A 22,051-nucleotide genomic window follows, 5' to 3' on the forward strand; every position below is an offset into this window, starting at 1 on the left:
AGGTAGCTTTGTGAAGTGGTCAGGTAAAAGGGACGCCATGGATTCCATCCGTAGCACCTCGCTAAGACCGCTGTCCCATCGCTTGAGGCCACTGGCCTACGGGCTGGTGGCCGTCATCGGCCTCATCCTCGCGCTGACCTGGGGTGCGCTCCAGGTCCAGGTGACTCTCGCCGGGTTCCTCAACGGCGAGAGCATCTGGAGCAAGGCGCAGAAGCAGGCCGTGATCGACCTGGCCAGCTTTGCCGAAACCGGCAACGCCGAGCGGCTCGCCGGCTACGAACGCAACCACGAGCTGCTCGTTTCCGACGGTTGGGCGCGCGATGCGATCGCCTCCGGCCGCTATGATCGGGAGGCGGTGAATCGCGCGTTCGAGCGCGGACGGATCCTGCCGGCGGCCAAGCCCGGCATGATCTTCATGTTGAGCTGCTGCACCTCCGTGACGCATATGCGCGAGGCCGTGCAGGCCTGGCGCGCCGCTGACCGGCCGCTAAGGGAGCTGGACGCCATCGCCGCCGAGTTGCGGCAGGCCTACGCGCAGGGTCGGCCTTCACCCGAGTGGATCGCCGAGCGGCTGGCCGGCATCAACCAGATCAATGACGAACTCACGCCGCTGACCAACCTGTTCTCGCTGGAAGTGGCGCAGGGCGCCATCTGGCTGGGACGCGTGCTGTTCCTCGGGGTGTTCCTTGCCGCCAGCGCGGCCTCGCTGCTGTGGCTGCTCATGGCCCGGCGCATCCTGTTCCAGATCCGCGGCACGGAAGAGCGCTACAGCCTGTTGTTCGACAGCGCCGCCGACGCCATCGTGATGGTCGACGAGGCCAGCGACACCATTCTTGGCGCCAACCGCACGGCGATGCAGTGGACCGGCCTGGACATGGAGACGCTGCTGCGCACGCGTCTGTCCGAGCTGTTCGCGCCGTTGCAGCACCGTGCCGACGGCGCGGTCACCGGCGACCTGCTTGGCCCCGGCGGCGAGGCGCGTCCGGTCGAAATGCGCAGCAGCGTCACCCACTGGGGCGCCCGAAGCGTGCGCCAGTCGATCCTGCGCGACATCACCGAGCGGGTGAACCTCGAGCAGCAGCGCCGCATCGCCGCCGAAGCGCTGGCGGGTATCGCCGAGGGTGTGATCATCGCCGACGCCGAGCGCCAGGTGACCCGCGTCAACGCAGCGCATATCCGCATGACTGGTTTTACCGCGCAGGCCTTGCAGGGCGTGCGCTTCGACGACCTGCGATCACTGCCCGACGGCTCCCCGTTGCCTGACTCGGTGTGGAAGGCCATCGACACCGAGGGCAACTGGGTGGGCGAGGTGCGCAGCCGGCGCCTGGACGGCAGCAGCTATCCCGAACTGCTCAGCATCAGCGCGATCCGTGATCCGGACGGACAGGTGCAGCATTACGTGGCCGTGCTCAATAACATCAGCACGGCCAAGGCCAACGAGCAGCGCCTGCAGTACATGGCGGCGCACGACCCGCTGACCGGGCTTAGCAACCGCGCGGAGTTCGAGCGTCGTTGCGTGCAGGCCGTGGCCCAGGCCGAACGCGAGCGCGGCATGGCCGCCGTGCTGTTCATCGACCTGGACGCCTTCAAGGCGGTCAACGACAGCTATACCCACGCCATCGGCGACCACCTGCTGGTCAAGGTGGCCGAGCGCATCGCCTACGAGCTGGGTGATCGCGGCGTGGCGGGGCGCATTGGCGGCGATGAATTCACCGTGCTGCTGTCCAACCTGCAGTCTCGCGAACAGGCCAGCGCGATCGCAGGCCGCCTGCTCACCACGCTGGCCGCGCCGGCGATCGTGGGCGATTACGAGGTGGCGCTCAGCGCCAGCATCGGCATCGCCTGTTACCCGCTGGACGGCTCGGACGTGCCGACCCTGATCAGCAACGCGGACGCGGCGATGTACGCGGCCAAGACCGAAGAGCGCAACGCGTTCCGCTTTTATTCGCCACGCATGCAGGCGGATGCGCGCCGGCGCATCGCGTTGGCGTCCGAACTGCGCACGGCGCTGTCGGAGAACGAATTCCACCTGGTCTTCCAGCCCACGGTGGAGATGCGCAGCGGGCGCATCGTGGCGGTGGAGGCGTTGCTGCGCTGGCGGCATCCGCGTCGCGGCGAGATTCCACCCGGCGAGTTCATCCCGATGGCGGAGAAGCTGGGATTGATCCGCCGCATCGACCAGTGGGTGCTGCAGGCGGCGTGCACCCAGATGTACCTGTGGGACAGGGCCGGCGTGCCGCCGCTGCGCATGGCCGTCAATGTCTCGGCGCACTGGTTCGGGCAGGCCAATTTCGTCGACGACATCCGCGCGCTGCTGGAGTCGCGCCGTCTGGCGCCCGAACGGCTGATGCTGGAGATCACCGAAGGCGCGATCCTGCGCCTGGGCGAGGAGATGGAGCGGACCTTGTACACCCTCAACGCGCTGGGCGTGGGCGTGGCCATCGACGACTTCGGCACCGGCTATTCGTCGATGAGCTACCTGAAGCTGCGCGCCATCGCGTATCTCAAGATCGACCGGAGTTTCGTCACCGGCCTGCCCGAGGACAGCAGTGACGGCGCCATCGTCGAGGCCATGCTCACCTTGTGTCGCAACCTGGACATCACGCCGATCGCCGAAGGCATCGAGACGGAAGAGCAGCATCGCTTCCTGCTGCGCGCCGGCTGCACCGAGGGCCAGGGTTTCCTGTATTCCCGCCCGGTCGAGCCGGAAGCGATCGTGCAGATGCTGGGCGCCGAGCGCCGCGCGGTCAGCCCGCATCTGCGGCTGGTGCCGCCGGAAGTCTAAGCGCGCGTCGCTCCGGTGGGGGCCATGACGATCAGTGCAGGTCGACGCTCACCACTTGCTGAGCAGGCTGGTACAGCGCAGGGAACTGTTGCTTCAGATGCGCCACCTTCGGCGCATCATTGAACAGGATGTACGGCTCGTTCGGGTGTTGCTCGGCGTAGTCCTGGTGGTAGGACTCGGCCACGTAGAAGCCGTTCAGCGGCGTCACCTGGGTCACGATCGGGTCGGCGAACGCATGGGCGGCGCCAAGCTGGGCGATATAGGCGGTGGCGATGCGCTTCTGCTCGTCGTTGCCGTAGAAGATCACTGAGCGGTACTGGGTGCCCACGTCCGGTCCCTGGCGGTTGAGCTCGGTGGGGTCGGTCGCGACGGAGAAGTACACCTTCAGCAGTTGGCCGTAGCTGATCTTCGACGGGTCGTAGAGGATTTTCACGGATTCGGCGTGGCCGGTATCGCCATCGCTGACCCGCTCGTAGCTGGCGGTGCTGGCCGATCCACCGGCATAGCCGGCCCATACGTGCTTGACGCCCTTCACGTGCTCGAACACCGACTGCAAGCCCCAGAAGCAGCCGCCGGCCAGCACGGCCACCTGGTTGCCCTGCGCGGGCGCGGCGTCGACCGCCGGGTCGGGCAAGGGCCCGGTACTGCCATCGGCGGAAGCCAGGCTGCAGGCGCTCAGGCCCGCCAAGGCCAACATGCCGGCAAGCACGACGTTGAAACGGATGCTCATGGTGAGACGCTCCATCGGTGGGGAGATGCGTCGCTGGCCCTGGGCCGATGACGCCGCGGCCGGGCATTCACCCGGCTGACATCCCACTATTCGCCGCCGGGCCCGATCCGGTTACCTCTCATCGTGGCGCCTCCTCCGGCCGCCGGCGCGAAGGCGGCGCCAAGACGATGTTATGGTGCGCCTCCATCGTCCCCACGATTGACGCCATGACCCACGTGATCGACCTGAACGCGTACCTGCGTCGCATCGGCCATGACGGTCCGCTGACGCCGGGGCTGGACACCCTGCGGGCGCTGACCACGGCGCACGTGGCCGCGATTCCGTTCGAGAACCTCGACCCGCTGCTGCGGGTACCGGTGTCGCTGGAACCGGAGGCGATCGAGCGCAAGCTGGTGCGCGACGGGCGCGGCGGTTATTGCTTCGAACAGAACGGACTGCTGCTGGAAGTGCTGCGCACGCTCGGTTTCCAGGTGCACGGACTGATCGCCCGCGTGCTGTGGATGAAGCCCGAAGACGCGATGGTGGCGCAGACTCACATGCTGCTGCGGGTGGAGCTCGAGGGCGAGAGCTGGCTGGTCGACGTGGGCTTCGGCAGCATGGCGTTGAGTGGGGCGCTGCGTCTGCAGCCCGATATCGAGCAGGCCACCGGCAACGAGCCGTTCCGCCTGCTCGAGGGCGGCGGCGATTGGCGCATGCAGGCGCTGGTGCGCGGCGAGTGGAAGACGCTATACCGCTTCGACCTTCAGCCGCGCCCCTCCATCGACTATGTGGTGGCCAACCACTACACCTCGACCTATCCGGACTCGCACTTCCTGCACGGCCTGATTGCCGCGCGCACGCTGGCCGGCCGTCGGCTCGGCCTGCGCAACAGGGAGTTCGTGGTGCATCCGGCCGACGGTGAGTCGGTGCGGCGCACGCTCGACGGCGTGGAGGAGATCAAGCAGGTGCTGCGCGAGCAGTTCGACATCCGCCTGCCGGCGCATCCGGAGCTGGATCGCACGCTGGCGGCGCTGCCGTTGCCGTCGCAGGAGTAATGCGCGCCGCTCAGTCGATGGCGCGCACGTGGATGGCGATGTCCTCGATCTGCACCACCTGGCCCGCGTGGATCTTGCAGGTCTTGCGCAGCTCCTGCACGCCGTCCACCGAAACGGCGCCGCTGGCGACGATGGCCTTGCCCGCGCCGCCGCTGTCGCACAGGCCCACCAGCTTCAGCAGCTGGTTGAGTTCGACGTAGTCGCGGTCCAGTTCAAATTCGATCTCTTGCATGGGGTCTCAGGCGTCGGTGTCGTCGAAGGCGCTTTCGGGCAGCGCGAAAAACACGAAGAACGGTGATTCGGCGTCCTGCCAGTAGTCGACCGCTTCCTCGAGGATGTCCAGCAGGGTGTCGAAGTCTTCCTCGTTCGCGTCGCGCATGTCCTGCGCCTGGTCGAACAGCAGGGTATAGCCCGGTGACTTCAGCCAGGAGAGGTCGCGCACGCTGTCGGCCAGCGCATCCCAGTTGCGTCCGAATTCGGCCGGCAGGCGCAGCGCCATGGTCAGGCGGTCGAACAGGAGTTCGCGGTCCGTGTAGTCGGCCAGGCTGACGCGGCACACGCGCAGTCCTTGCATGCCTGCGGCATCGCCGAGCGGATCGAGGTCTTCGGAGGTGACGAAGAAGATCCCGCCGTGTTCGGGATCGCCGAAATCAAGGTCGAACTGTGCATTCATGGCGATACCTCAAACTGTCGGAAAGTGCGGTAGTGATCGTCGGTGTAGTAGTAGACGCGCGGCGGCGATCCGCCGGTGATGATGCGCCGCGCGCCGCGATAGTCGAGCCCGGGCGTGTCCACGGTGTACTCGTGGTAGTAGCCATCGGGCATCCGCGGCAGGCGGTCTTCGCGATTCTGGAACACCACGCCGTCCTGGCGATGCTCGAACGGCCCGCCGTGGGCGATGCGCGAGAGCGTATCAGCAGCCTCCGGCGGCAGGAATGGCGGCAAGGCGGCGCCCGTCGCGGGCACGCTGGCGTGGGACGACGGCTGGCCGATCCCCGCGGGCGATGGCTCCGGCGTGTGCCTTCCCCACAGCAGGGCAGCGATCGCCAGGACGACCAGCAACAGCAGGGGTTTGAGCGCGCGCATGGCGGAGGTCCGGACGGAGTGGGGCGAGTGTAGAGCTTCCGCCGCCGTGCGGCACGTCCGTGCTCAACCGGCGGCGTCGACCCGCTGTTGCAGTGCCATCGCCGCGGCCGGATTGCGCTCCTTGGCGCTGCTGATGAAGTAGATGAACACGTCGCGCGGGCCTTTCGGCGCCAGCGGCGGGGCCACGTGCGGCAGTTCCGCAAGGTCACTGCCCTCGGCCCAGCGCCGGGCGCGTGCGCCCCACTGGTCGAGTTCGTCGTCAGCGTAACCGGCGGTCAGTTGCGACTGGCTGCGCATCAGGCGTGCATAGGTGAAGTCGCCGGTGATGTCGGCCAGTGAGGGGTGCTGCGTTGAATCGGTGAACACCGTGGGGATGCCATGCGTGCGCGCCAACGCCACGTAGCGCTCGTCGAGGAAGCTGGTGTGGCGTACCTCCAGCACGTGCCGCATCGCCTTTCCGTTGAGTTCGCGCGGCAACAGGTCGAGAAACGCGGCCAGGTCATCGGGGTCGAACGGCCGCGTGGGCGGCAGCTGCCACAGCACAGGCCCGAGGCGGTCGCCAAATTCCGCCAGTCCACCGAACACGAAGCCGTCGATGCCGCGCGCGGTGTCGGCCAGTCGCTTGCCTTCGGTCACGTAGCGGGGAGCCTTCAGCGAAAACACGAAGCCGGCCGGCGTCTCCGCTGCCCACTTGGCGTAGATGGCGGGCTTCTGCGCGCCATAGAAGGTGCCATTGATCTCGATGGCGCGCAGGTGGTGGCTGGCGAACTCCAGTTCGCGCCGTTGCACCAGTCCGGCCGGATAAAAGTTGTTGCGCCACGGCGCGTAGTTCCAGCCGCCAATGCCGACGCGGATGCGCGCGGCGGCGTTGCCGGCAGGCCGTGAGAACAGATCGTTGGGCATGGGGCGATTCCGCTGGGGCGGAGCATGATGCCACGGCTGCAGCGTCTCCCTGTAGGAGCGCGGTTCAATCCAGCGGAAGATGGTTGGGGTAGGGACCGCGCGCGGCCATGAAGGCGCTTGGCGTCATGCCGGCGAAATCGTGGAACTCCCGAACCAGGTGCGCCTGGTCGCCATAGCCGCCGTCCGCCGCCACGGCGCTCCAGTCCACCCGGGCGCTGCGGTACACCGCATCGACCACGCTGCGAAAGCGAATCAGCCGCGCATAGCGCTTCGGCCCCATGCCGACCTGGCGGCGGAACAGGCGGCCGAAGCGGTAATCGGACAGGCCGGTCTCGCGCACCAGCGCACCGATGCGCGCCACCTGTGGTCGGCGGCCGATCTCATCGAGCGCATAGTCCACCTCGGGGGCCAGCCGCGGCATGCGCATGTGCGCCTGCAGCCATTGCTCCAGCAACGCCAGTCGTTGGGTGGCGCAGGGAGTGTCGAGCAGACGTTCACGCAGATGGTGCGCACTGGCGCCGAAAATGTCTTCCAGGTTGATATCGCGCTCGATAAGGACACCATGGTCCTCGCCCGTAAGCGCGTGCGCGCCGCCCGGATGGAACACGACGCCCATCACGCGCACCTGTTCGGCCGTGTCGATGATCTGGCTGCGCAGGCAGGGGCCGCCGATCACGGAAGCCGACGCACGTGTGCAGCGCCGCTCCGCATCGTCGCTGTAAACGCGAGTCTCGTCTTCGTGCAGATTGATGATCAGGCCGGCGCCCGGCTGGGGCAGCACGCGCTCGTAGTGATGCGTGGCGGGCGGCATGTCCCAGTCCCACAGGCGGGAAACCAGGGCATCAAGCGGCGGCGCAGGTACGGCGACGAGGTGACCCATCGGATGGCCTCCCGAACTTCACCGGGAGTTTAGGGAAACGCGGATTAACCCCGCGTAGGCGTCACCCGTCCTGGCAGCCCGTGGATGGGCCGGCGCTGTCAGGTCTTGCTGCCTGGAATAACCGTGCCCTGGGTGGTGGGTGAAGGCTCGCCGCCGTCCTTCTCCGGTCGCATGGTGCGCACCACCATGTCCTGCGGCGTGGTGAGCGGCATTCCCGACTTGCGCAGGCTGTCGATGATCTCGAACAGCAGGTCGCTCTTCACGTTGCCGGCATCGCGCGGGTTGCTGACGTAGGCGGTGCACACAAACATCAGCGAGCCGGCATCGATCGTGTCCAGTTGCACGCTGGGCGAGGGCGCGGTCAGTGTGCCGGGGTGGTCGCGCAGGATGCCGAACACGATGTGCCTGACCTTGCCCGCGTCACTGCTCAGCGGCATCGGCAGGCGGATCTGCACGCGGCCCAGGGCGTTGGCCAGGGTCACGTTGCGCACGTTCTGGGTGATCAGCTGCGAATTCGGCACGATCATGGTGGAGCGGTCGCCCAGCTGGATTTCCGTGGCGCGCACGTTGATGCGGCGGATGTCGCCCTCCACGCCACCGATGCTCACCCAATCGCCCACCTTCACCGGTCGCTCGGCCAGCAGGATCAGGCCGGAAATGAAGTTCTGCACGATGGCCTGCAGGCCAAAGCCGATACCGACAGACAGCGCGCTGGCGACCCAGGCGATGCTCTGCACGTTCACTTGCAGCGCGCCCAGCACCAGCACGAACACCAGGATGCCGCCGACGTAGCCGAGCAGGGTGACGATGGACGTCTGCATGCCCACGTCGAGCGAGGTCTTGGGCAGCAGCTGCTTGCTCAGCCATCGCTTGACCAGGCGCAACACGATCGTGCCGAACAGCAACACCATCAGGGCGTTGAAGATGCTGGTCGGGTTGATGGTGAGGCTGCCCAGCGAACGGCCGGCGAACATGCGCGTGCCGCGGTCCGCCAGCTCGGACAGGCCGGCGCCATAGGGCGCGAGGATCAGCGGCACGGCCAGGATCAGCAGGAATGCCCGGGCGACACCCGAGAGTACGGTGGCGGACTGCTCCAGCCGCGCCGGGGCAATGCCGAAATTCTCCTGCATGCGAACGCCGCTGCGCGACTCGGGGTTGAGCAGTGACTCGCACAGGTCGTTGATCAGGTGCATCAGCAGGTAGAGCAGGCCGATCAGGAAGCCCGCGCCCAGCATCTGTCGCGCCACGAAGAAGCCGAACGCGATGTAGCCGGTCACCACCGCTGCCAGCGCCAGCACGGCGCCGATGAAGGCGCAGCCCACCACCACTCCCACCCACAGCGGACGTTCCGCCGGGCGCACCCCACTGGCGATCAGCGCACGCCTCGCACGACCCATGCGCATCAGCGCTGCGAACACCAGGCCACCAATCAGGATGGAAGCGAGTGCGTTCGCCGCCATCGTGGTGGCGAGGCTGGCGCCGATGTCGGCGGTGACGCGTTCAAGCACGCCGACCAGCAGCGCGGTATAGGCGAACAGGCCAGGAAACAGGCTCAGCCGTTTGGCCAGGTCGTCGGAGATCGGCGGCAGGCGCCACGACGGGCGCTTCGCGCTGAGCAGTGCGCGACCGAGACCGGCCAAGGTCGCCACGAAGAACATCAGCTGCACGATCGGGCGCACCAGGTCGTCCAGGTCCTGGTCGTAGACGCCGCTCCAGTTGATCGCCAGATAGACCAGCCAAGTGGCCAGACCGTAGGTGAGCGTGGTGACCAACGTGATCAGCAGCGCCATCGCGCTGCGCCGCAGGTGCCCCGACGGCAGGTACTTGCTGGCCATGTCCAGCATCTGGTGTTCGAGCAGGCGGCGGCCGACCGCGAGCAGTGCAATCGCCGCGACCAGGCAGGCAATGAGCGGCGTGCGGTTGGCCGGCTGCCACGCCTGCGCCAGCGCGCCCTTTACCGTCTTGCCGAGCGCAGCGAAATTCGCGCTGTCGTCCGGCAGGTTCTGCATCATCCGCTGCCAGAACGCCACGCTCAGCGGCGAGGCCGTGCGCTGGCTGATCTGCGCCTGGAACAGGTCGCGGCGCAGCCCGGCGATCTGAGTGATCAGCTGCTGGCCTTCCAGGCTCAGCGTCTTCGCCTGCTTGATCTGGCCGTCGAGGTCGGACTTGTCCTTGGCGAGCTGCTTGCGTTGGCTTGCCACCTCGGGTGTTTCCGGCGGCGCGCCTTTTTCGGGCGCCGGTCCCAGCACATCGAGCTTGGCCTTCAGCGCATCGGCCTGGGGCAGCAGGCTTGCGGTGAGCTGGTCTGCCTTCTGCTGCAACGTCAGCGCCTTGCTGCGCGCATCGCTCAGCACGGTGTCGGTCAGTTTGGTCTTGTCGGTGAGCGATTGCTTGATCTGGTCGAGCTTCGTGCTCAGCTCGTCCGGGCTGGCGATGGTCGCTGGCGTAATCTGTGCGGCTGTCTGGCCACTTGGCGCGGTTTGCTGGCCGCTCTGGGCCAACGCTCCGGTGGCGCCGCAAGCGGCAAGCAGCAGGATCAGCAGCAGGCGGGACAGGATAGGCATGGCGGCATGATCCCGGGCATGCCCTGAACCGGTCAATGAATAATTGCCTTGACGATCTGTTCAGACCGCAGTCTTCACGCTGTCTCGATGCAACGGGGAACCACTCACTACGCCGCCCCGCCATGGGACGGCGATGTCGCCAGGGCAAGAGCCCTGCAAGTCGAGCTGGCGGCGCAGGTGCGCCTGGTCGACGAGCATCCGCCGTTGCCCTATGTGGCGGGCGTCGATGTCGGCTTCGAGGAGGACGGGGCGGTGACGCGCGCCGCCGCTGTGCTGCTCGATGCGCAGACCATGGAGCCGCAGGCGGAAGTGATCGCGCGCTTGCCCACGCGCATGCCGTACATCCCGGGGCTGCTGTCGTTTCGCGAATTGCCGGCGGTGCTTCAGGCGCTGGAGCAGTTGCCGCGCACGCCCGACCTGGTGTTCGTGGACGGCCATGGCGTGGCGCATCCGCGCGGCTTGGGCATCGCCGCGCATCTGGGCGTGGTGACTGGCCTGCCGGCCATCGGCGTGGCCAAGTCGATCCTGGTGGGCACGCACGATGCGGTTGGGACTCGGCGCGGCGATCGCGTGCCGCTGATGCACCAGGGCAGGACGATTGGCTGGGTATTGCGGAGCAAGGATCGCATCCGCCCGCTGATCGTCTCGCCGGGGCACCGCGTCAGTATGGAAACCGCACCGGCGCTGGTGCTTGCGTACTGCACACGTTACCGCCTGCCGGAGCCGACGCGACTGGCGGATCGATTGGCGTCGAGGCGCGGGCGGGATATCAAGTCGCGGGCGCCGTGACCGGGCTGATCACACGATGAGGCAGCATCTGTCATCCCAGCGAAAGCTGGGATCCAGTGCCTTGGCGTTCGAAAAGCAGAAGTCGCTGGATGACCAGCTTCGCTGTTATGAAGCTCCTCCAGCTTTCGCTGGGATGACGAGCAGTGTGCGCATTGGCTGGAAGCCTCCGCGCGCCAGGGCTCTCAACTCTCCTTGCCGCCCTTGATGATCTCGTCGACCGCCTTCTGGATGATGCCGCTGATGCGCTTCACTTCCACCGCATTCCACGGGCCGCCATGCATGAACAGGGCGCGCTTGAGGTTGTGCATCGCCTCGCGCAGCGCCATCGGCGCCGCGGCGCGGGCGAACATCTGTGCGGTCTGCTGCATGCGTGACATCACCGCTTCAACGGCCTCCTTGTTCTCGGCGAGGAACGCCTTGCCCACCTCGGTGATCGAGTAGAGCTTCTTGCCGTCGCCGGATTCCACGCTGGCGTGGCCCAGTTCCTCCAGCAGGGTGAGGGTGGGGTAGACCGCGCCCGGGCTTGGCGCGTAGGCGCCGTCGAACATCTCCTCGATGGTGCGGATCAATTCATAGCCGTGGCGCGGCTGCTCGGCGATCAGGGCGAGCAGGATCAGCTTGAGGTCGCCGTGGCCAAACACCCGGCCGCCGCGGAAGCGGCCGCCCATGCCGCCCCAGCCGCTCGAACCCTCGTCGTCGCCGAATCCGCGGCCGAAGCCCCGTCCTCGGCCGAGGCCCATGGCTTCGCGGATCCAGGCCCCGCGCCCCTGGTGGAAGTAGTCGTGCCGGTCCCCGCAATAGTGGTGTCGCATGGCTGCACTCCGATATATCGTAAGTAACGGTCTTAAGATATATCGCAACTTTGACGAATGACAAGTGACCTGGGGAATCTGCCCTCTATCGGAGCCCCCTTTCGGCGAAAGACCGGGAGACCGGCGCATCACTGGCGGGGCAGTTGCGCACAAGCAGCGCACCTGCATGGTCGCGTGTCGGGCCGAAGCAGGAGGGGCAGCGCCTGTTCGACTTGAAAGCACGGCCCCGCGCCTTCACCCATCTGCTGTTACGCACGACTGCTTCCCAAGGACGATCCCCCATGCTGTTTCGCTGGTTCGAGTCGCTGATCGACGCCTTCAAGGACCCCGTCGACGGCATGCCGCCACAGTCGGTGTGGCGCTTCTATGTGTTCTATCTCCGCCAGGTGTGGCCGGTATTCGCGGCGGCGCTGGTGGTCGGCTTCGGCGTGGCCATCGTCGAGGTGTCGCTGTTCGGCTTCATCGGCAACATCGTGGACATGGCCAAGGGCGCGCCGGCGGCCGACTTTTTCCAGCTGCACGGGCGCGAACTGCTGTGGATGGGTTTCGTGGCGCTGATCGCACGCCCGGTGCTGATCGGCCTGCACGACCTGCTGGTCAACCAGGCCATCGTGCCCAATCTGACCAACCGCATCCGCTGGCAGAATCATCGCTATGTGATCCGCCAGAGCCTGGGCTTCTTCCAGAACGACTACGCCGGGCGCATCGCCAACCGCATCATGCAGACCTCCGGCGCCTTGCGGGAGTCCGCCGTGCAGATCGTGGACGCCATCTGGTACGTGGCGATCTACACCGGCAGCGCCATCGTGATGTTCGCCAAGGCCGACTACTGGCTGGCGTTGCCGCTGGTGCTGTGGCTGGTCGCCTATGTGCTGACGCTGCGCTACTTCGTGCCGCGCACCAAGGAGCGCTCCTGGAAGCAGTCGGAGGCGCGTTCGCGGCTGATGGGGCGCATCGTCGACGGCTACAGCAACATCCTCACCCTCAAGCTGTTCGCGCATACCCATCGCGAGGAGACCTACGTCGCTGACGCGATGGGCGAGCAGATCAGCCGCATGCGTGCGATGACCCGCCTCACCACTGCGATGGACGCCACCATCACCATCCTGAATGGCTTCCTGATCGTCGGAACGTCGGCGCTCGCCGTGTGGCTGTGGAGCCAGGGCAAGGTGACCGTGGGCGCCATCGCGCTGAGCACCGGTCTGGTGATCCGCATCAACAACATGTCCGGCTGGATCATGTGGGTGATCAACGGCATCTTCGAGAACGTGGGCACCGTGCAGGATGGCATCAGCACCATCTCCCAGCCGCGTACCGTGCAGGACCACGACGGCGCCATGCCGCTGGAGGTCACCGAAGGCGCGGTGCGTTTCGAGGACATCCATTTCCACTACGGCAAGAAGGGTGGCGTGATCGCCGGCCTGCACCTGCAGGTGCGCGGTGGCGAGAAGATCGGTGTGGTCGGTCCCTCCGGCGCGGGCAAGTCCACCCTGGTGAACGTGCTGCTCCGGCTCTACGACCTCGAGGGCGGGCGCATCGTGATCGACGGGCAGGACATCGCCAACGTGACGCAGGAGAGCCTGCGCGCGCAGATCGGCGTGGTGACGCAGGACACCTCGCTGCTGCATCGCTCGATCCGCGACAACCTGCTGTACGGGCGGCCCGACGCGTCCGAGGCGCAGGTGATCGAGGCGGTGCGCAAGGCCAGGGCGGACGAGTTCATCCCGCAACTGGTGGATGGCGAGGGGCGCAGCGGCTACGACGCCCATGTGGGCGAGCGCGGCGTGAAACTCAGCGGCGGCCAGCGCCAGCGCATCGCCATCGCACGGGTGCTGCTCAAGGACGCGCCGATCCTGATCCTCGACGAGGCGACTTCCGCGCTCGATTCGGAAGCCGAAGCGGCGATCCAGGACAGCCTGGAACTGCTGATGCGCGGCAAGACGGTGATCGCCATCGCGCATCGCCTGTCCACCATCGCGCGCATGGATCGGCTGGTGGTGATGGACAAGGGCCTGATCGTGGAGACCGGCACGCATGCCGAGTTGATCGCCCGCAACGGCCTGTACGCGCGCCTGTGGCGTCGGCAGACCGGCGGCTTCGTGGCGGCCGAAGATCCCGCCGAAGACAACGCGATCGCGTAGCCCTTCAGGAGCGGTTGCCGAGCAGGTGACCTCGCCGGCTTTAGTTTTATTTGCCCCGTGCTTCACACCATCCCGGGCAGCATCAGACTCTCGTTGTTCACCGGAGCTGCCTCATGCCCACTGAGAGAGCGATGGCTCGCGCGCGCAAGCACAGGCGAGACGGCAAATCGGCCAGCACTCAGGCCGGTGTGTTCGTGCGCGGGGAGATCGAGCGCCGGGATGACGGCACGCACGCGGAGCGCCCGGCCACCGAAACCATCGCCATCGGCCTGCCCGACGCGCAACGGGCCGGCGTCGCGGCGCCGGATCGCAACGTGACCAAGCCGGCCAGTCGCAAGCGTCCGGTCACGAAGAGGAAAGCCCTGAAGGCCGCCGCTCGCCAGGCGAGCACGACGGTCGAGACACCGAAGCGGCAGCGCGCCGCATCGGCGCCGAAAGCCGCTCACGCCAAAGGCGCTGCCGCCAAGAAGGCTGCTCCCGCTCGCAGTGGAGCTAGTCGCGCCGCCGGCGCCACGCGGGCGGCCCGCATGCGGGCGATGCACTCCCGCGTTCGCGAATAACCGCCAACTGCTGGCCCCCGTGCGCGAGACTTTCCTCGCGAGGAGGGATTGCGTGGGGGAGCGGCAAGGCGCCTTTGCGCACAGCGCGCGCTCCTACAAGGGAGGCGTCCCGTACCCGGGAGAGTCAGGCGGATCGGTCTGCGATGGGCTGCCTATGTCGCCCGCCTCCGGCGCGGTATTGGTCGACGGTGCGGGTGATCTGCGACGAGGGAGCCGGTGGAAAGTCATGCTGGACAGCACACCGTCGCGCCGGATCAGGCCGTGGTACAGCGCCGCCGCCATATGCCCCAGGATGGTGAAGAACAACAGGTAGGCCAGCACGCCATGAGCGAGCCGCAGCCACGCGTACAACGCGCTGTTGGCAGGCAGGATGGGCGGCAGATGCCAGGAGCGTCCGAGCATCACCGGGAAGCCGCCTGCCGAGAGCATGGCCCATCCGATCAGCGGCATGCCGATCATCAGGGCGTATAGCAGCCAGTGCGAGGAAATCGCCAGCCACTGCATGATGGTCGGCATGTCCGACGGCAACGGCGGAGGTCGCCAGCGCAGCCGCACACCCAGCCGCAGCAGGGCGAGCAACAGGATGGTGACGCCCAGCGGCCGATGGATGGCCAACAGCCACTGGTGCCGGGTGGATACCGTGGCCACCATGCCTACGCCGACGAACAGCATGGCGAGGATCGCCAGCGCCATCAGCCAATGGAGCAAACGGGCCAGCGGATGAAAACTGTCCGGTCGGCTCATGGCTGGCGTTCCACGCGGGTCGCGCCGGGGACACCCGCGTGTTCGCTGGTACGGCGCAGATAGGAGTTGGCATACGCGGCGGAGCGGGCGGCGAGCAACGGATCGTCGGACACGACGATGCCATCCGGCAGCACGGTCGGGTCGTAGTTGATGTCGCGGCACGGACCGTTATCCTGCGGCTGCACATGCTCGATCACCAGCGTGCCGGCATCGATGATGTGTCGATCCGGTGGCCACGCGCGGGTGGCGTCGTTGGTGGGGTCGCCCGGGGCGGCCAGGGTGAGCATGAGGCGCCAGCGCAGCGGACCGTTGGCGAGCCGCTGCTGCAGATCCCCGGCGAGGACATCCGGCGCCGTGGCGGACGCCATTTCACTCGCTCCTGCGGCCGCTTCCGGTACAGCCGACCAGCGCACCGCGTGGCGCTTGCCGCCCGCATCGATCAGGTAGAACGCATCCAGCCCGTAGTAGCTCTCCGTGACGTAGCTGGAGGAGGGCGTCGTCTCCTTGGCCCAGGCACGGAAAGCGCCGGTCTCCGGATGCGCTGCGTAGAACGCGGCCAGCTTCAATGGATCGGGATGGCCGGTGGCGGGATCGGGCCGGCTGGCCACCAGCTGCTCGTAGAACGACTGCGGCGTCGCTACCGGAAACACCGGCGAGTTGTTCATGCCGGTGCGCCATTGCTGGCCGTTGGCGAGGTCAAAGCGCAGGGCCAGGCTGCGCACCGGCGTGCCGCCGTCGGGCGCGCCCGGATTGCCGCCCGGGATGGCGAAGCGGCCCACCACCGGCGTGCGTCCTGGCGCAAACACGATGGCGCGCGAATACGCCGATGCATTGCCGCTGCTGTCGAAGTAACCGGTGACGCAAATGCCCTTGGCGTGATTGCGTCGGTAGCCCGGATGCAGCCCGGCATTGCGTTGCAGGGCGTCGACGATGCGTTGCGGGGTGAGTCGATGCGGAGCCAGCCAGCCGGCGGTGTAGCCGAACAACAACAGAAGCACCGCCACCGACGCCGCAATGACGGCCCAGCGCCAGGTGCTGCGTGCGGGCGGCGTGCGTTCCGGCTCAAGCATGAGGGGCTCCCGATCTGAGGCTTGTTGGGTGACAAGCCGATTTCGCTGCGGAGGCTTACAAGGTTACGCCGATGTCGACACGGGATGAGGCTGGCGATACGACCGGCCACAGGCCCCGTGGCGACATCAGGCCATCGACCACGATGGCCGTATAAGAAAACGCTGCGCGTTGACGGCGTCGTCACATCCTGCAGTCACCAGCAACGTGACGCTTCCACCGTGGAATTCATGCTACATTTTTGAACAGTACGGGAGGGATCCCGTCGTCTTCACGGAGATGGTTCCGCGACATCCGCGCTCATGGCTTTGGGCGCAAGTCCAACCAGATATCCCGGGAGCGCAAGCGATGGCACTCACTCGCCGCGAGTTCATCAAGTTCACGGGCCTGGGCTTGGCAGCATCGAGCCTCGGCATGCTTGGTTTCGGGGCTGCAGGGGAGGCGCAAGCCGCCGCCGTGCGACCTTTCAAGCTCACCCACGCGACTGAAACGCGCAACACCTGTACGTACTGCTCGGTCGCCTGTGGCCTGCTGATCTACAGCATGGGCGACCGCGCCAAGAACGCCCACTCGAACATCATCCACATCGAAGGCGATCCGGATCATCCGGTCAATCGCGGCACGCTGTGTCCGAAGGGCGCGGCGCTGCTCGATGTGGTGCATGCGCCGACGCGACTGAAGGTTCCACGTTATCGTGCAGCGGGCGCCACCGAGTTCAAGGAAGTCTCCTGGGACTTCGCGCTCGATCGCATCGCCCGCTTGATGAAGGACGATCGCGACGAAAACTTCGTCGAGAAGAACGCCGCGGGCACGACAGTGAACCGCTGGACCAGCGTAGGCATGCTGGCCGCCTCGGCGTCTTCCAGCGAAACCTCCTACCTCACGTGGAAGGTGGTGCGCTCCCTCGGCATGGTGGTGTTCGATAACCAGGCGCGTGTCTGACACGGACCGACGGTGGCCAGTCTGGCCCCATCATTCGGTCGTGGCGCGATGACCAACACCTGGCAGGACATCAAGAACGCCAATATCGTCGTCGTGATGGGTGGCAATGCCGCCGAGGCGCATCCGTGCGGCTTCAAGTGGGTGATCGAGGCGAAGATCGAGAACGGCGCCAAGCTCGTCGTGGTTGATCCGCGCTTCACGCGCACGGCCTCGGTGGCCGACTACTACGCGCCGATCCGCCCGGGCACCGACATCGCCTTCCTCAATGGCGTGATCCGCTACCTGCTGGAGAAGGACGCCATCCAGCACGAGTACGTGCGCGCGTACACCAACGCCGGCCTGATCGTGAAGGACGGCTTCAGTTTCCAGGATGGCCTGTTCAGCGGCTTCAACGAGGAAAAGCAGAGCTACGACAAGTCGAGCTGGGATTACGAGCTGGACGACCAGGGCTTCGCCAAGTCCGATGACACCTGGCAGGATCCGCGCTGCGTGATCAACCTGCTCAAGCAGCACGTGTCGCGCTACACGCCGGAGATGGTGTCGCGGATCTGCGGCACGCCACAGGACAAATTCCTGCACGTGTGCGAGCTGATGGCGAGCACCGCCGCGCCGGACAAGGCGATGACCAGCCTGTTTGCGTTGGGCTGGACGCAGCATTCGGTGGGCTCGCAGAACATCCGCACGATGGCGATGGTGCAGCTGTTGCTGGGCAACATCGGCGTGGCCGGTGGCGGCATGAACGCCTTGCGCGGCCATTCCAATATCCAGGGGCTCACCGACGTAGGCCTGCTTTCCAACCTGATGCCGGGCTACATGACCTTGCCCCAGGACAAGGACACCAGCCTCGACGTCTACATGTCGACCAAGCTGTACAAGCCATTGCGGCCAGGGCAGACCAGTTACTGGCAGAACTACCGCAAATTCTTTGTCAGCTTCCAGAAGGCGATGTTTGGCGACGCCGCGAAGCAGGAGAACGACTGGGCCTACGACTGGCTGCCCAAGCTGGACATCCCGCTGTACGACATCATCAAGGCCTTCGACATGATGAACAACGGGCAGATGACCGGCTACATCTGCCAGGGCTTCAACCCGCTGCAGGCTTTCCCTGATCGCGGTCGGAGCCGTCGTGGTCTGAGCAAGCTGAAATTCCTCGTGACCATGGATCCGCTGGATACGGAAACCTCGCGCTTCTGGCAGGACTTCGGTCCGCAGAACCCGGCCAAGTCCGCCGAGATCCAGACCGAAGTGTTCCAGCTGCCCTGCACCTGCTTTGCCGAGGAGAACGGCTCGCTGGTCAATTCGGCACGCTGGCTGCAGTGGCATTGGAAAGCGGCTGATGGTCCGGGCGAGGCGAAGTCCGACATCTGGATCATGAGCGGCATCTTCCATCGCCTGCGCGACATGTATCGCAAGGAAGGCGGCGCGTTCCCCGATCCGCTGCTCAACGTCACGTGGAACTACACCAACCCGATCGACCCCGATCCCGAGGAGCTGGCCAAGGAAATGAACGGCCGCGCGCTCACCGATCTCACCGATGCGACCACCAGCGCGGTGACCAAGGCCGGTACCTTGCTGGATGGCTTCGCGCAGCTGCGCGACGACGGGACCACGGCCTCGGGCTGCTGGATCTTCACGGGTTGCTTCACCGAGAAGGGCAACCAGATGGCGCGTCGTGACGCCACCGATCCACGCGAGCAGGGCATTGCGCCCAACTGGGCGTGGGCGTGGCCGGCCAACCGGCGCATCCTCTACAACCGCGCCAGCGCGGATCCGGATGGCAAGCCGTGGAATCCGTCCAAGCCGGTCATTTCATGGAACGGCGCGCGCTGGGTGGGCGTCGACGTGCCCGACTACGGTCCCACGGTGAAACCCTCCGACGGTGTCGGTCCCTTCATCATGAATGCCGAAGGCCTGGGCCGTCTGTTTGCGCGCGACCAGATGGTGGACGGTCCATTCCCCGAGCACTACGAGCCGCTGGAATCGCCGGTGGAGAACGTGCTGCATCCGAAGGTGCGTTCGAATCCGGTGGCGCGCGTATTGGCCAGCGACCGTCCGACGTTCGGCGATGTGAAGAGCTTCCCGTACGTGGCCACCACCTATCGCCTCACCGAGCACTTCCACTTCTGGACCAAGCACGCGCTGATCAACGCGATCCTGCAACCGGAGGAGTTCGTGGAGATCGGCGAGGCCCTGGCGAAGGAAAAAGGCATCGAGCAGGGCGGCTGGGTGAAAGTCAAATCCAAGCGCGGCGAGGTGGTGTGCAAGGCCTATGTGACCAAGCGCATCAAGCCGCTCACGGTGGACGGTAAGCCCACCCACGTGATCGGCGTGCCACTGCACTGGGGCTTCACGGGACAGGCGAGGAAGGGCTACGGCGCCAATTCACTGACGCCGCCGGTGGGGGATGCGAACACGCAGACGCCCGAATTCAAGGCATTCCTGGTCGATGTGGAAAAGACCAGCGCACCCGTGACGGCCTGAGGGGACGGACATGTCAGATCTGCAATCGCAAGACTTCATCCGCATCTCCGCCTCGACGATGACGCCTCCCTCGGCGCGCAGTCACGAGGACCAGGTGGCCAAGCTCATCGACGTGAGCCGCTGCATCGGCTGCAAGGCATGCCAGGCAGCCTGCATGGAGTGGAACGATTTGCGCCAGGACATCGGTCACTTCGAAGGGTCGTACCAGAACCCCGACGACCTGAGCCCAAGCGTGTGGACGCTGATGAAGTTTGCCGAGTACGAGAACGAGCAAGGCAACCTCGAGTGGTTGATCCGCAAGGACGGCTGCATGCACTGCGCCGATCCGGGTTGTCTCAAGGCCTGCCCGGCGCCCGGCGCGATCGTGCAGTACGCCAACGGCATCGTCGACTTCGTCAGTGACAAGTGCATCGGTTGCGGCTACTGCGTGAAGGGTTGCCCGTTCGACATTCCGCGCATCAGCAAGGTCGACCACAAATCGTACAAATGCACGCTGTGTTCCGACCGCGTGTCGGTCGGACTGGAGCCAGCCTGCGTCAAGGCTTGTCCTACGGGCGCCATCATGTTCGGTTCCAAGGCTGATATGACGGAGTGGGCGGGCGAGCGCATCGAGGACCTGAAATCGCGGGGGTTCAGCAACGCTGGCCTCTACGATCCGCAGGCCGTGGGCGGCACCCATGTCATGTACGTGCTGCATCACGCGGACAGGCCTTCGCTGTATTCGGGGCTGCCCGACCATCCGCAGATCAGCCCGGTGGTCTCGGCATGGAAAGGCATCCTCAAGCCGCTGGCCATGATCGGCATCGCGGCCGCGGCGCTGGCCGGCATCTTCCACGGGGTTACGGAAGGCCCGAACGAGGTCACCGAAAAGGATGAGGAAGAGGGCGAGCGTGCGTTGAACGAAACGGAGAAGACGCCATGAGCCGGCCGAATACCGTCATCGTCCGCTACACCGCGGTGAATCGCGTCAATCACTGGATCACGGCGATCTGCTTCGTGCTGATGGTGTTGTCGGGACTGTCGATGTTCCACCCGATGCTGTTCTTCCTGTCCGCCTTGTTCGGCGGCGGGCAATGGACGCGCGCGGTGCACCCGTGGATCGGCATCGTGCTGCTGATCAGCTATCTCGGCCTGATCATCCAGTTCTGGCGCGAGAACCTGGTGGAGCGGGAAGACATCGAGTGGCTCAAGCAGGCGCAATTCGTCATCACCAACGAGGAAGAGAACGCGCCGGAAGTTGGCCGCAACAATGCGGGCCAGAAAATCGTGTTCTGGTCGATGACCTTCCTGATCCCGGTGTTGTTCCTGAGCGGGCTGGTGATCTGGGAAGTGTATTTTGGCGAGGCGACCTCGATACCGGTGCAGCGTGCGGCGGCGTTGATCCACAGCCTGGCCGCCGTTGCGGCGATTATCGTGTGGGTCGTCCACGTGTACGCGGCGATCTGGGTGCGCGACTCCATGCGTGCGATGACCCAGGGTTACGTGACGCCGGGCTGGGCGTGGCGCCATCATCGCAAGTGGCTCAAGGAGCTGGCGTCCGACCCGCAAAGCAAGCACCTGATCAGGAAGCGCCCGTGAGGCAATTCGAAGCTCCGCCCAGCGGCAAGTGGACCGGCCCCAACCATGCCGGCGTCAAGGCCCCGGAGCCGATCGTGCTCGCGGACCCGGCCACGCGCTTCGCCGCCACGGCGAAACGTTTGGCAAAGCTTGCCGATGGGCATCCGATGGAGGCATGGCTGCGCTTCATGGCCGCGCTGGCCGAGGCGCAGCACGCGGTGGCGACAACGCTGGCGCCGGCGTCATCACTCAATACGGCCAGCGTGGCCCAGGCCGTGAATGCGCGCCTGCCGCCGTTGGCTGCGGATGGCCATGAACGCGATCCATCCTGGCGCGAAGGACTCGCCTCGCTGCTCGATCACATCGAGCGCAGCGAACTGCCGCCGGCTGCGAGGGACGCCATCGAGCAACTGCGGCGCAGCGATGCGGCGGCGCTGGACAAGCTGGCCGACCAGTTCCTTCGCGGCGGCCTGTCCGCCGCCGATGCGGCGGCAGCGGTCTACGTGGCGGCCGCCTTGCAGGTCTACTTCACTTGTTCCGCCGCGCGATTGAAGGCCGATGACCTGCGCTTGCTGGAAGAACGCAGCCTTTGTCCCTGCTGCGGGTCGCCGTCGGTCGATGGCCTGATCACGGCCACCGGCGTCACGCCCGGCACGCGTTTTCTCTTTTGCTCGTTGTGTTCCACCGCGTGGAACCACGTACGCGCCGTATGCATCACCTGCGGCGGCACGCGAAGGTTGTCTTTGCACGGCATCGAGGGTGACATCGGCGTGATCAAGGCGGAGACCTGCGGCGACTGTCACACCTACGCCAAGTTGATCTACCAGGTGCAGGACACACAGGTCGATCCGTACGCGGATGATCTCGCCTCGCTGGGGCTGGACATCCTGGTGACCGAGGCGGGCTACGCGCGACACGCCCCGAACCCGCTGTTGTTGGTGGGCGACGACGAGGCCGTGGCCAGTTAGTCGGCTA

At 66.1% G+C, this 22,051-nt stretch carries 20 protein-coding genes; 10 read left to right on the top strand and 10 right to left on the bottom strand.

Translation table 11 applies throughout. The annotated features are described in order from the left end of the window. Positions 1-37 precede the first annotated feature (37 nt). On the top strand, positions 38-2,785 hold the full coding sequence (locus DVT68_RS14220; protein WP_114825745.1) for a putative bifunctional diguanylate cyclase/phosphodiesterase: 2,748 nt from the start codon (positions 38-40) through the stop codon (positions 2,783-2,785). A 31-nt stretch (positions 2,786-2,816) separates the two neighbouring features. On the opposite strand, the gene msrA is transcribed toward DVT68_RS14220, so the two are convergent. Then, positions 2,817-3,515: a peptide-methionine (S)-S-oxide reductase MsrA gene (gene msrA / locus DVT68_RS14225; protein WP_233523474.1), complete on the bottom strand. Its 699-nt coding sequence runs from the start codon at positions 3,513-3,515 to the stop codon at positions 2,817-2,819. Between the two features lie 206 nt (positions 3,516-3,721). On the opposite strand from msrA, the gene DVT68_RS14230 reads away from it, so the two are divergent. Next, a complete protein-coding gene (locus tag DVT68_RS14230; protein WP_114825747.1) occupies positions 3,722-4,549 on the top strand; it encodes an arylamine N-acetyltransferase family protein in 828 nt (275 codons plus the stop codon). Between the two features lie 10 nt (positions 4,550-4,559). Here DVT68_RS14230 and DVT68_RS14235 read toward each other — a convergent pair whose 3' ends face one another. From DVT68_RS14235 to DVT68_RS14260, 6 genes are all read right to left on the bottom strand, one after another. Then, positions 4,560-4,781: an RNA-binding S4 domain-containing protein gene (locus DVT68_RS14235; RefSeq protein WP_114825748.1), complete on the bottom strand. Its 222-nt coding sequence runs from the start codon at positions 4,779-4,781 to the stop codon at positions 4,560-4,562. A 6-nt stretch (positions 4,782-4,787) separates the two neighbouring features. Further along, on the bottom strand, positions 4,788-5,222 hold the full coding sequence (locus DVT68_RS14240) for a barstar family protein (RefSeq protein WP_114825749.1): 435 nt from the start codon (positions 5,220-5,222) through the stop codon (positions 4,788-4,790). Further along, a complete protein-coding gene (locus DVT68_RS14245; RefSeq protein ID WP_114825750.1) occupies positions 5,219-5,635 on the bottom strand; it encodes a guanyl-specific ribonuclease in 417 nt (138 codons plus the stop codon). Before DVT68_RS14245 ends, DVT68_RS14240 begins: the two co-directional genes overlap by 4 nt. A 63-nt stretch (positions 5,636-5,698) precedes the next feature. After that, positions 5,699-6,538 (bottom strand): DUF72 domain-containing protein, encoded by an 840-nt coding sequence (locus DVT68_RS14250; RefSeq protein WP_114825751.1) that lies wholly within the window; start codon positions 6,536-6,538, stop codon positions 5,699-5,701. Positions 6,539-6,602: 64 nt separating this feature from the next. Next, positions 6,603-7,418, bottom strand: coding sequence for a helix-turn-helix domain-containing protein (locus tag DVT68_RS14255; protein WP_114825752.1), 816 nt, complete (start codon positions 7,416-7,418; stop codon positions 6,603-6,605). A gap of 98 nt (positions 7,419-7,516) precedes the next feature. Continuing rightward, entirely contained in the window at positions 7,517-9,982 is a 2,466-nt protein-coding gene (locus DVT68_RS14260) for a DUF3772 domain-containing protein (protein ID WP_114825753.1), read from the bottom strand. An 87-nt stretch (positions 9,983-10,069) separates the two neighbouring features. On the opposite strand from DVT68_RS14260, the gene nfi reads away from it, so the two are divergent. After that, positions 10,070-10,771 (top strand): deoxyribonuclease V, encoded by a 702-nt coding sequence (gene nfi, locus DVT68_RS14265; RefSeq protein WP_114825754.1) that lies wholly within the window; start codon positions 10,070-10,072, stop codon positions 10,769-10,771. Between the two features lie 182 nt (positions 10,772-10,953). Here nfi and DVT68_RS14270 read toward each other — a convergent pair whose 3' ends face one another. After that, the gene (locus DVT68_RS14270; protein WP_114825755.1) at positions 10,954-11,583 is read right to left on the bottom strand and encodes a PadR family transcriptional regulator; all 630 of its coding nucleotides are present in this window, start codon (positions 11,581-11,583) and stop codon (positions 10,954-10,956) included. 284 nt (positions 11,584-11,867) lie between these two features. Here DVT68_RS14270 and DVT68_RS14275 point away from each other — a divergent pair, with 284 nt between their 5' ends. Together DVT68_RS14275 and DVT68_RS14280 are read left to right on the top strand one after the other, a co-directional pair. Next, a complete protein-coding gene (locus DVT68_RS14275) occupies positions 11,868-13,724 on the top strand; it encodes an ABC transporter ATP-binding protein (protein WP_147281741.1) in 1,857 nt (618 codons plus the stop codon). 131 nt (positions 13,725-13,855) lie between these two features. Continuing rightward, a complete protein-coding gene (locus DVT68_RS14280; protein ID WP_114825757.1) occupies positions 13,856-14,284 on the top strand; it encodes a ku family containing domain-containing protein in 429 nt (142 codons plus the stop codon). A 93-nt stretch (positions 14,285-14,377) separates the two neighbouring features. Here DVT68_RS14280 and DVT68_RS14285 read toward each other — a convergent pair whose 3' ends face one another. After that, complete coding sequence (locus tag DVT68_RS14285; protein ID WP_114825758.1) at positions 14,378-15,028, bottom strand: cytochrome b; 651 nt, start codon at positions 15,026-15,028, stop codon at positions 14,378-14,380. After that, entirely contained in the window at positions 15,025-16,098 is a 1,074-nt protein-coding gene (locus DVT68_RS14290) for a catalase family peroxidase (RefSeq protein ID WP_114825759.1), read from the bottom strand. The genes DVT68_RS14285 and DVT68_RS14290 overlap by 4 nt, the downstream gene beginning before the upstream one ends. Positions 16,099-16,444: 346 nt before the next feature. Here DVT68_RS14290 and DVT68_RS20915 point away from each other — a divergent pair, with 346 nt between their 5' ends. The 5 genes from DVT68_RS20915 to fdhE are packed head-to-tail and all read left to right on the top strand — an operon-like array spanning position 16,445 to position 22,044. Next, positions 16,445-17,038 carry a molybdopterin-dependent oxidoreductase gene (locus DVT68_RS20915; RefSeq protein ID WP_114825760.1) on the top strand — a complete coding sequence of 198 codons (594 nt, stop codon included), beginning with the start codon at positions 16,445-16,447 and terminating at the stop codon, positions 17,036-17,038. 12 nt (positions 17,039-17,050) lie between these two features. Continuing rightward, positions 17,051-19,519, top strand: coding sequence for a formate dehydrogenase-N subunit alpha (gene fdnG, locus DVT68_RS14300; protein WP_484488901.1), 2,469 nt, complete (start codon positions 17,051-17,053; stop codon positions 19,517-19,519). Between the two features lie 10 nt (positions 19,520-19,529). After that, positions 19,530-20,441, top strand: a complete 912-nt coding sequence (fdxH, locus tag DVT68_RS14305; RefSeq protein ID WP_114825762.1) for a formate dehydrogenase subunit beta — start codon at positions 19,530-19,532, stop codon at positions 20,439-20,441. Then, the gene (locus tag DVT68_RS14310; RefSeq protein ID WP_114825763.1) at positions 20,438-21,097 is read left to right on the top strand and encodes a formate dehydrogenase subunit gamma; all 660 of its coding nucleotides are present in this window, start codon (positions 20,438-20,440) and stop codon (positions 21,095-21,097) included. Before fdxH ends, DVT68_RS14310 begins: the two co-directional genes overlap by 4 nt. Beyond that, complete coding sequence (fdhE, locus tag DVT68_RS14315) at positions 21,094-22,044, top strand: formate dehydrogenase accessory protein FdhE (RefSeq protein ID WP_114825764.1); 951 nt, start codon at positions 21,094-21,096, stop codon at positions 22,042-22,044. Before DVT68_RS14310 ends, fdhE begins: the two co-directional genes overlap by 4 nt. Positions 22,045-22,051 lie beyond the last annotated feature (7 nt).

The organism is Dyella solisilvae (assembly GCF_003351225.1).
Taxonomy (GTDB): Bacteria; Pseudomonadota; Gammaproteobacteria; order Xanthomonadales; family Rhodanobacteraceae; genus Dyella; species Dyella solisilvae.

Bases quoted from the DNA above. Each gene is read 5' to 3' on its own strand.
- DVT68_RS14220 (WP_114825745.1), top strand. From the start codon at position 38: ATGGATTCCATCCGTAGCACCTCGCTAAGACCGCTGTCCCATCGCTTG.
- msrA (WP_233523474.1), bottom strand. From the start codon at position 3,515: ATGAGCATCCGTTTCAACGTCGTGCTTGCCGGCATGTTGGCCTTGGCG.
- DVT68_RS14230 (WP_114825747.1), top strand. From the start codon at position 3,722: ATGACCCACGTGATCGACCTGAACGCGTACCTGCGTCGCATCGGCCAT.
- DVT68_RS14235 (WP_114825748.1), bottom strand. From the start codon at position 4,781: ATGCAAGAGATCGAATTTGAACTGGACCGCGACTACGTCGAACTCAAC.
- DVT68_RS14240 (WP_114825749.1), bottom strand. From the start codon at position 5,222: ATGAATGCACAGTTCGACCTTGATTTCGGCGATCCCGAACACGGCGGG.
- DVT68_RS14245 (WP_114825750.1), bottom strand. From the start codon at position 5,635: ATGCGCGCGCTCAAACCCCTGCTGTTGCTGGTCGTCCTGGCGATCGCT.
- DVT68_RS14250 (WP_114825751.1), bottom strand. From the start codon at position 6,538: ATGCCCAACGATCTGTTCTCACGGCCTGCCGGCAACGCCGCCGCGCGC.
- DVT68_RS14255 (WP_114825752.1), bottom strand. From the start codon at position 7,418: ATGGGTCACCTCGTCGCCGTACCTGCGCCGCCGCTTGATGCCCTGGTT.
- DVT68_RS14260 (WP_114825753.1), bottom strand. From the start codon at position 9,982: ATGCCTATCCTGTCCCGCCTGCTGCTGATCCTGCTGCTTGCCGCTTGC.
- nfi (WP_114825754.1), top strand. From the start codon at position 10,070: ATGCAACGGGGAACCACTCACTACGCCGCCCCGCCATGGGACGGCGAT.
- DVT68_RS14270 (WP_114825755.1), bottom strand. From the start codon at position 11,583: ATGCGACACCACTATTGCGGGGACCGGCACGACTACTTCCACCAGGGG.
- DVT68_RS14280 (WP_114825757.1), top strand. From the start codon at position 13,856: ATGGCTCGCGCGCGCAAGCACAGGCGAGACGGCAAATCGGCCAGCACT.
- DVT68_RS14285 (WP_114825758.1), bottom strand. From the start codon at position 15,028: ATGAGCCGACCGGACAGTTTTCATCCGCTGGCCCGTTTGCTCCATTGG.
- DVT68_RS14290 (WP_114825759.1), bottom strand. From the start codon at position 16,098: ATGCTTGAGCCGGAACGCACGCCGCCCGCACGCAGCACCTGGCGCTGG.
- DVT68_RS20915 (WP_114825760.1), top strand. From the start codon at position 16,445: ATGGCACTCACTCGCCGCGAGTTCATCAAGTTCACGGGCCTGGGCTTG.
- fdxH (WP_114825762.1), top strand. From the start codon at position 19,530: ATGTCAGATCTGCAATCGCAAGACTTCATCCGCATCTCCGCCTCGACG.
- DVT68_RS14310 (WP_114825763.1), top strand. From the start codon at position 20,438: ATGAGCCGGCCGAATACCGTCATCGTCCGCTACACCGCGGTGAATCGC.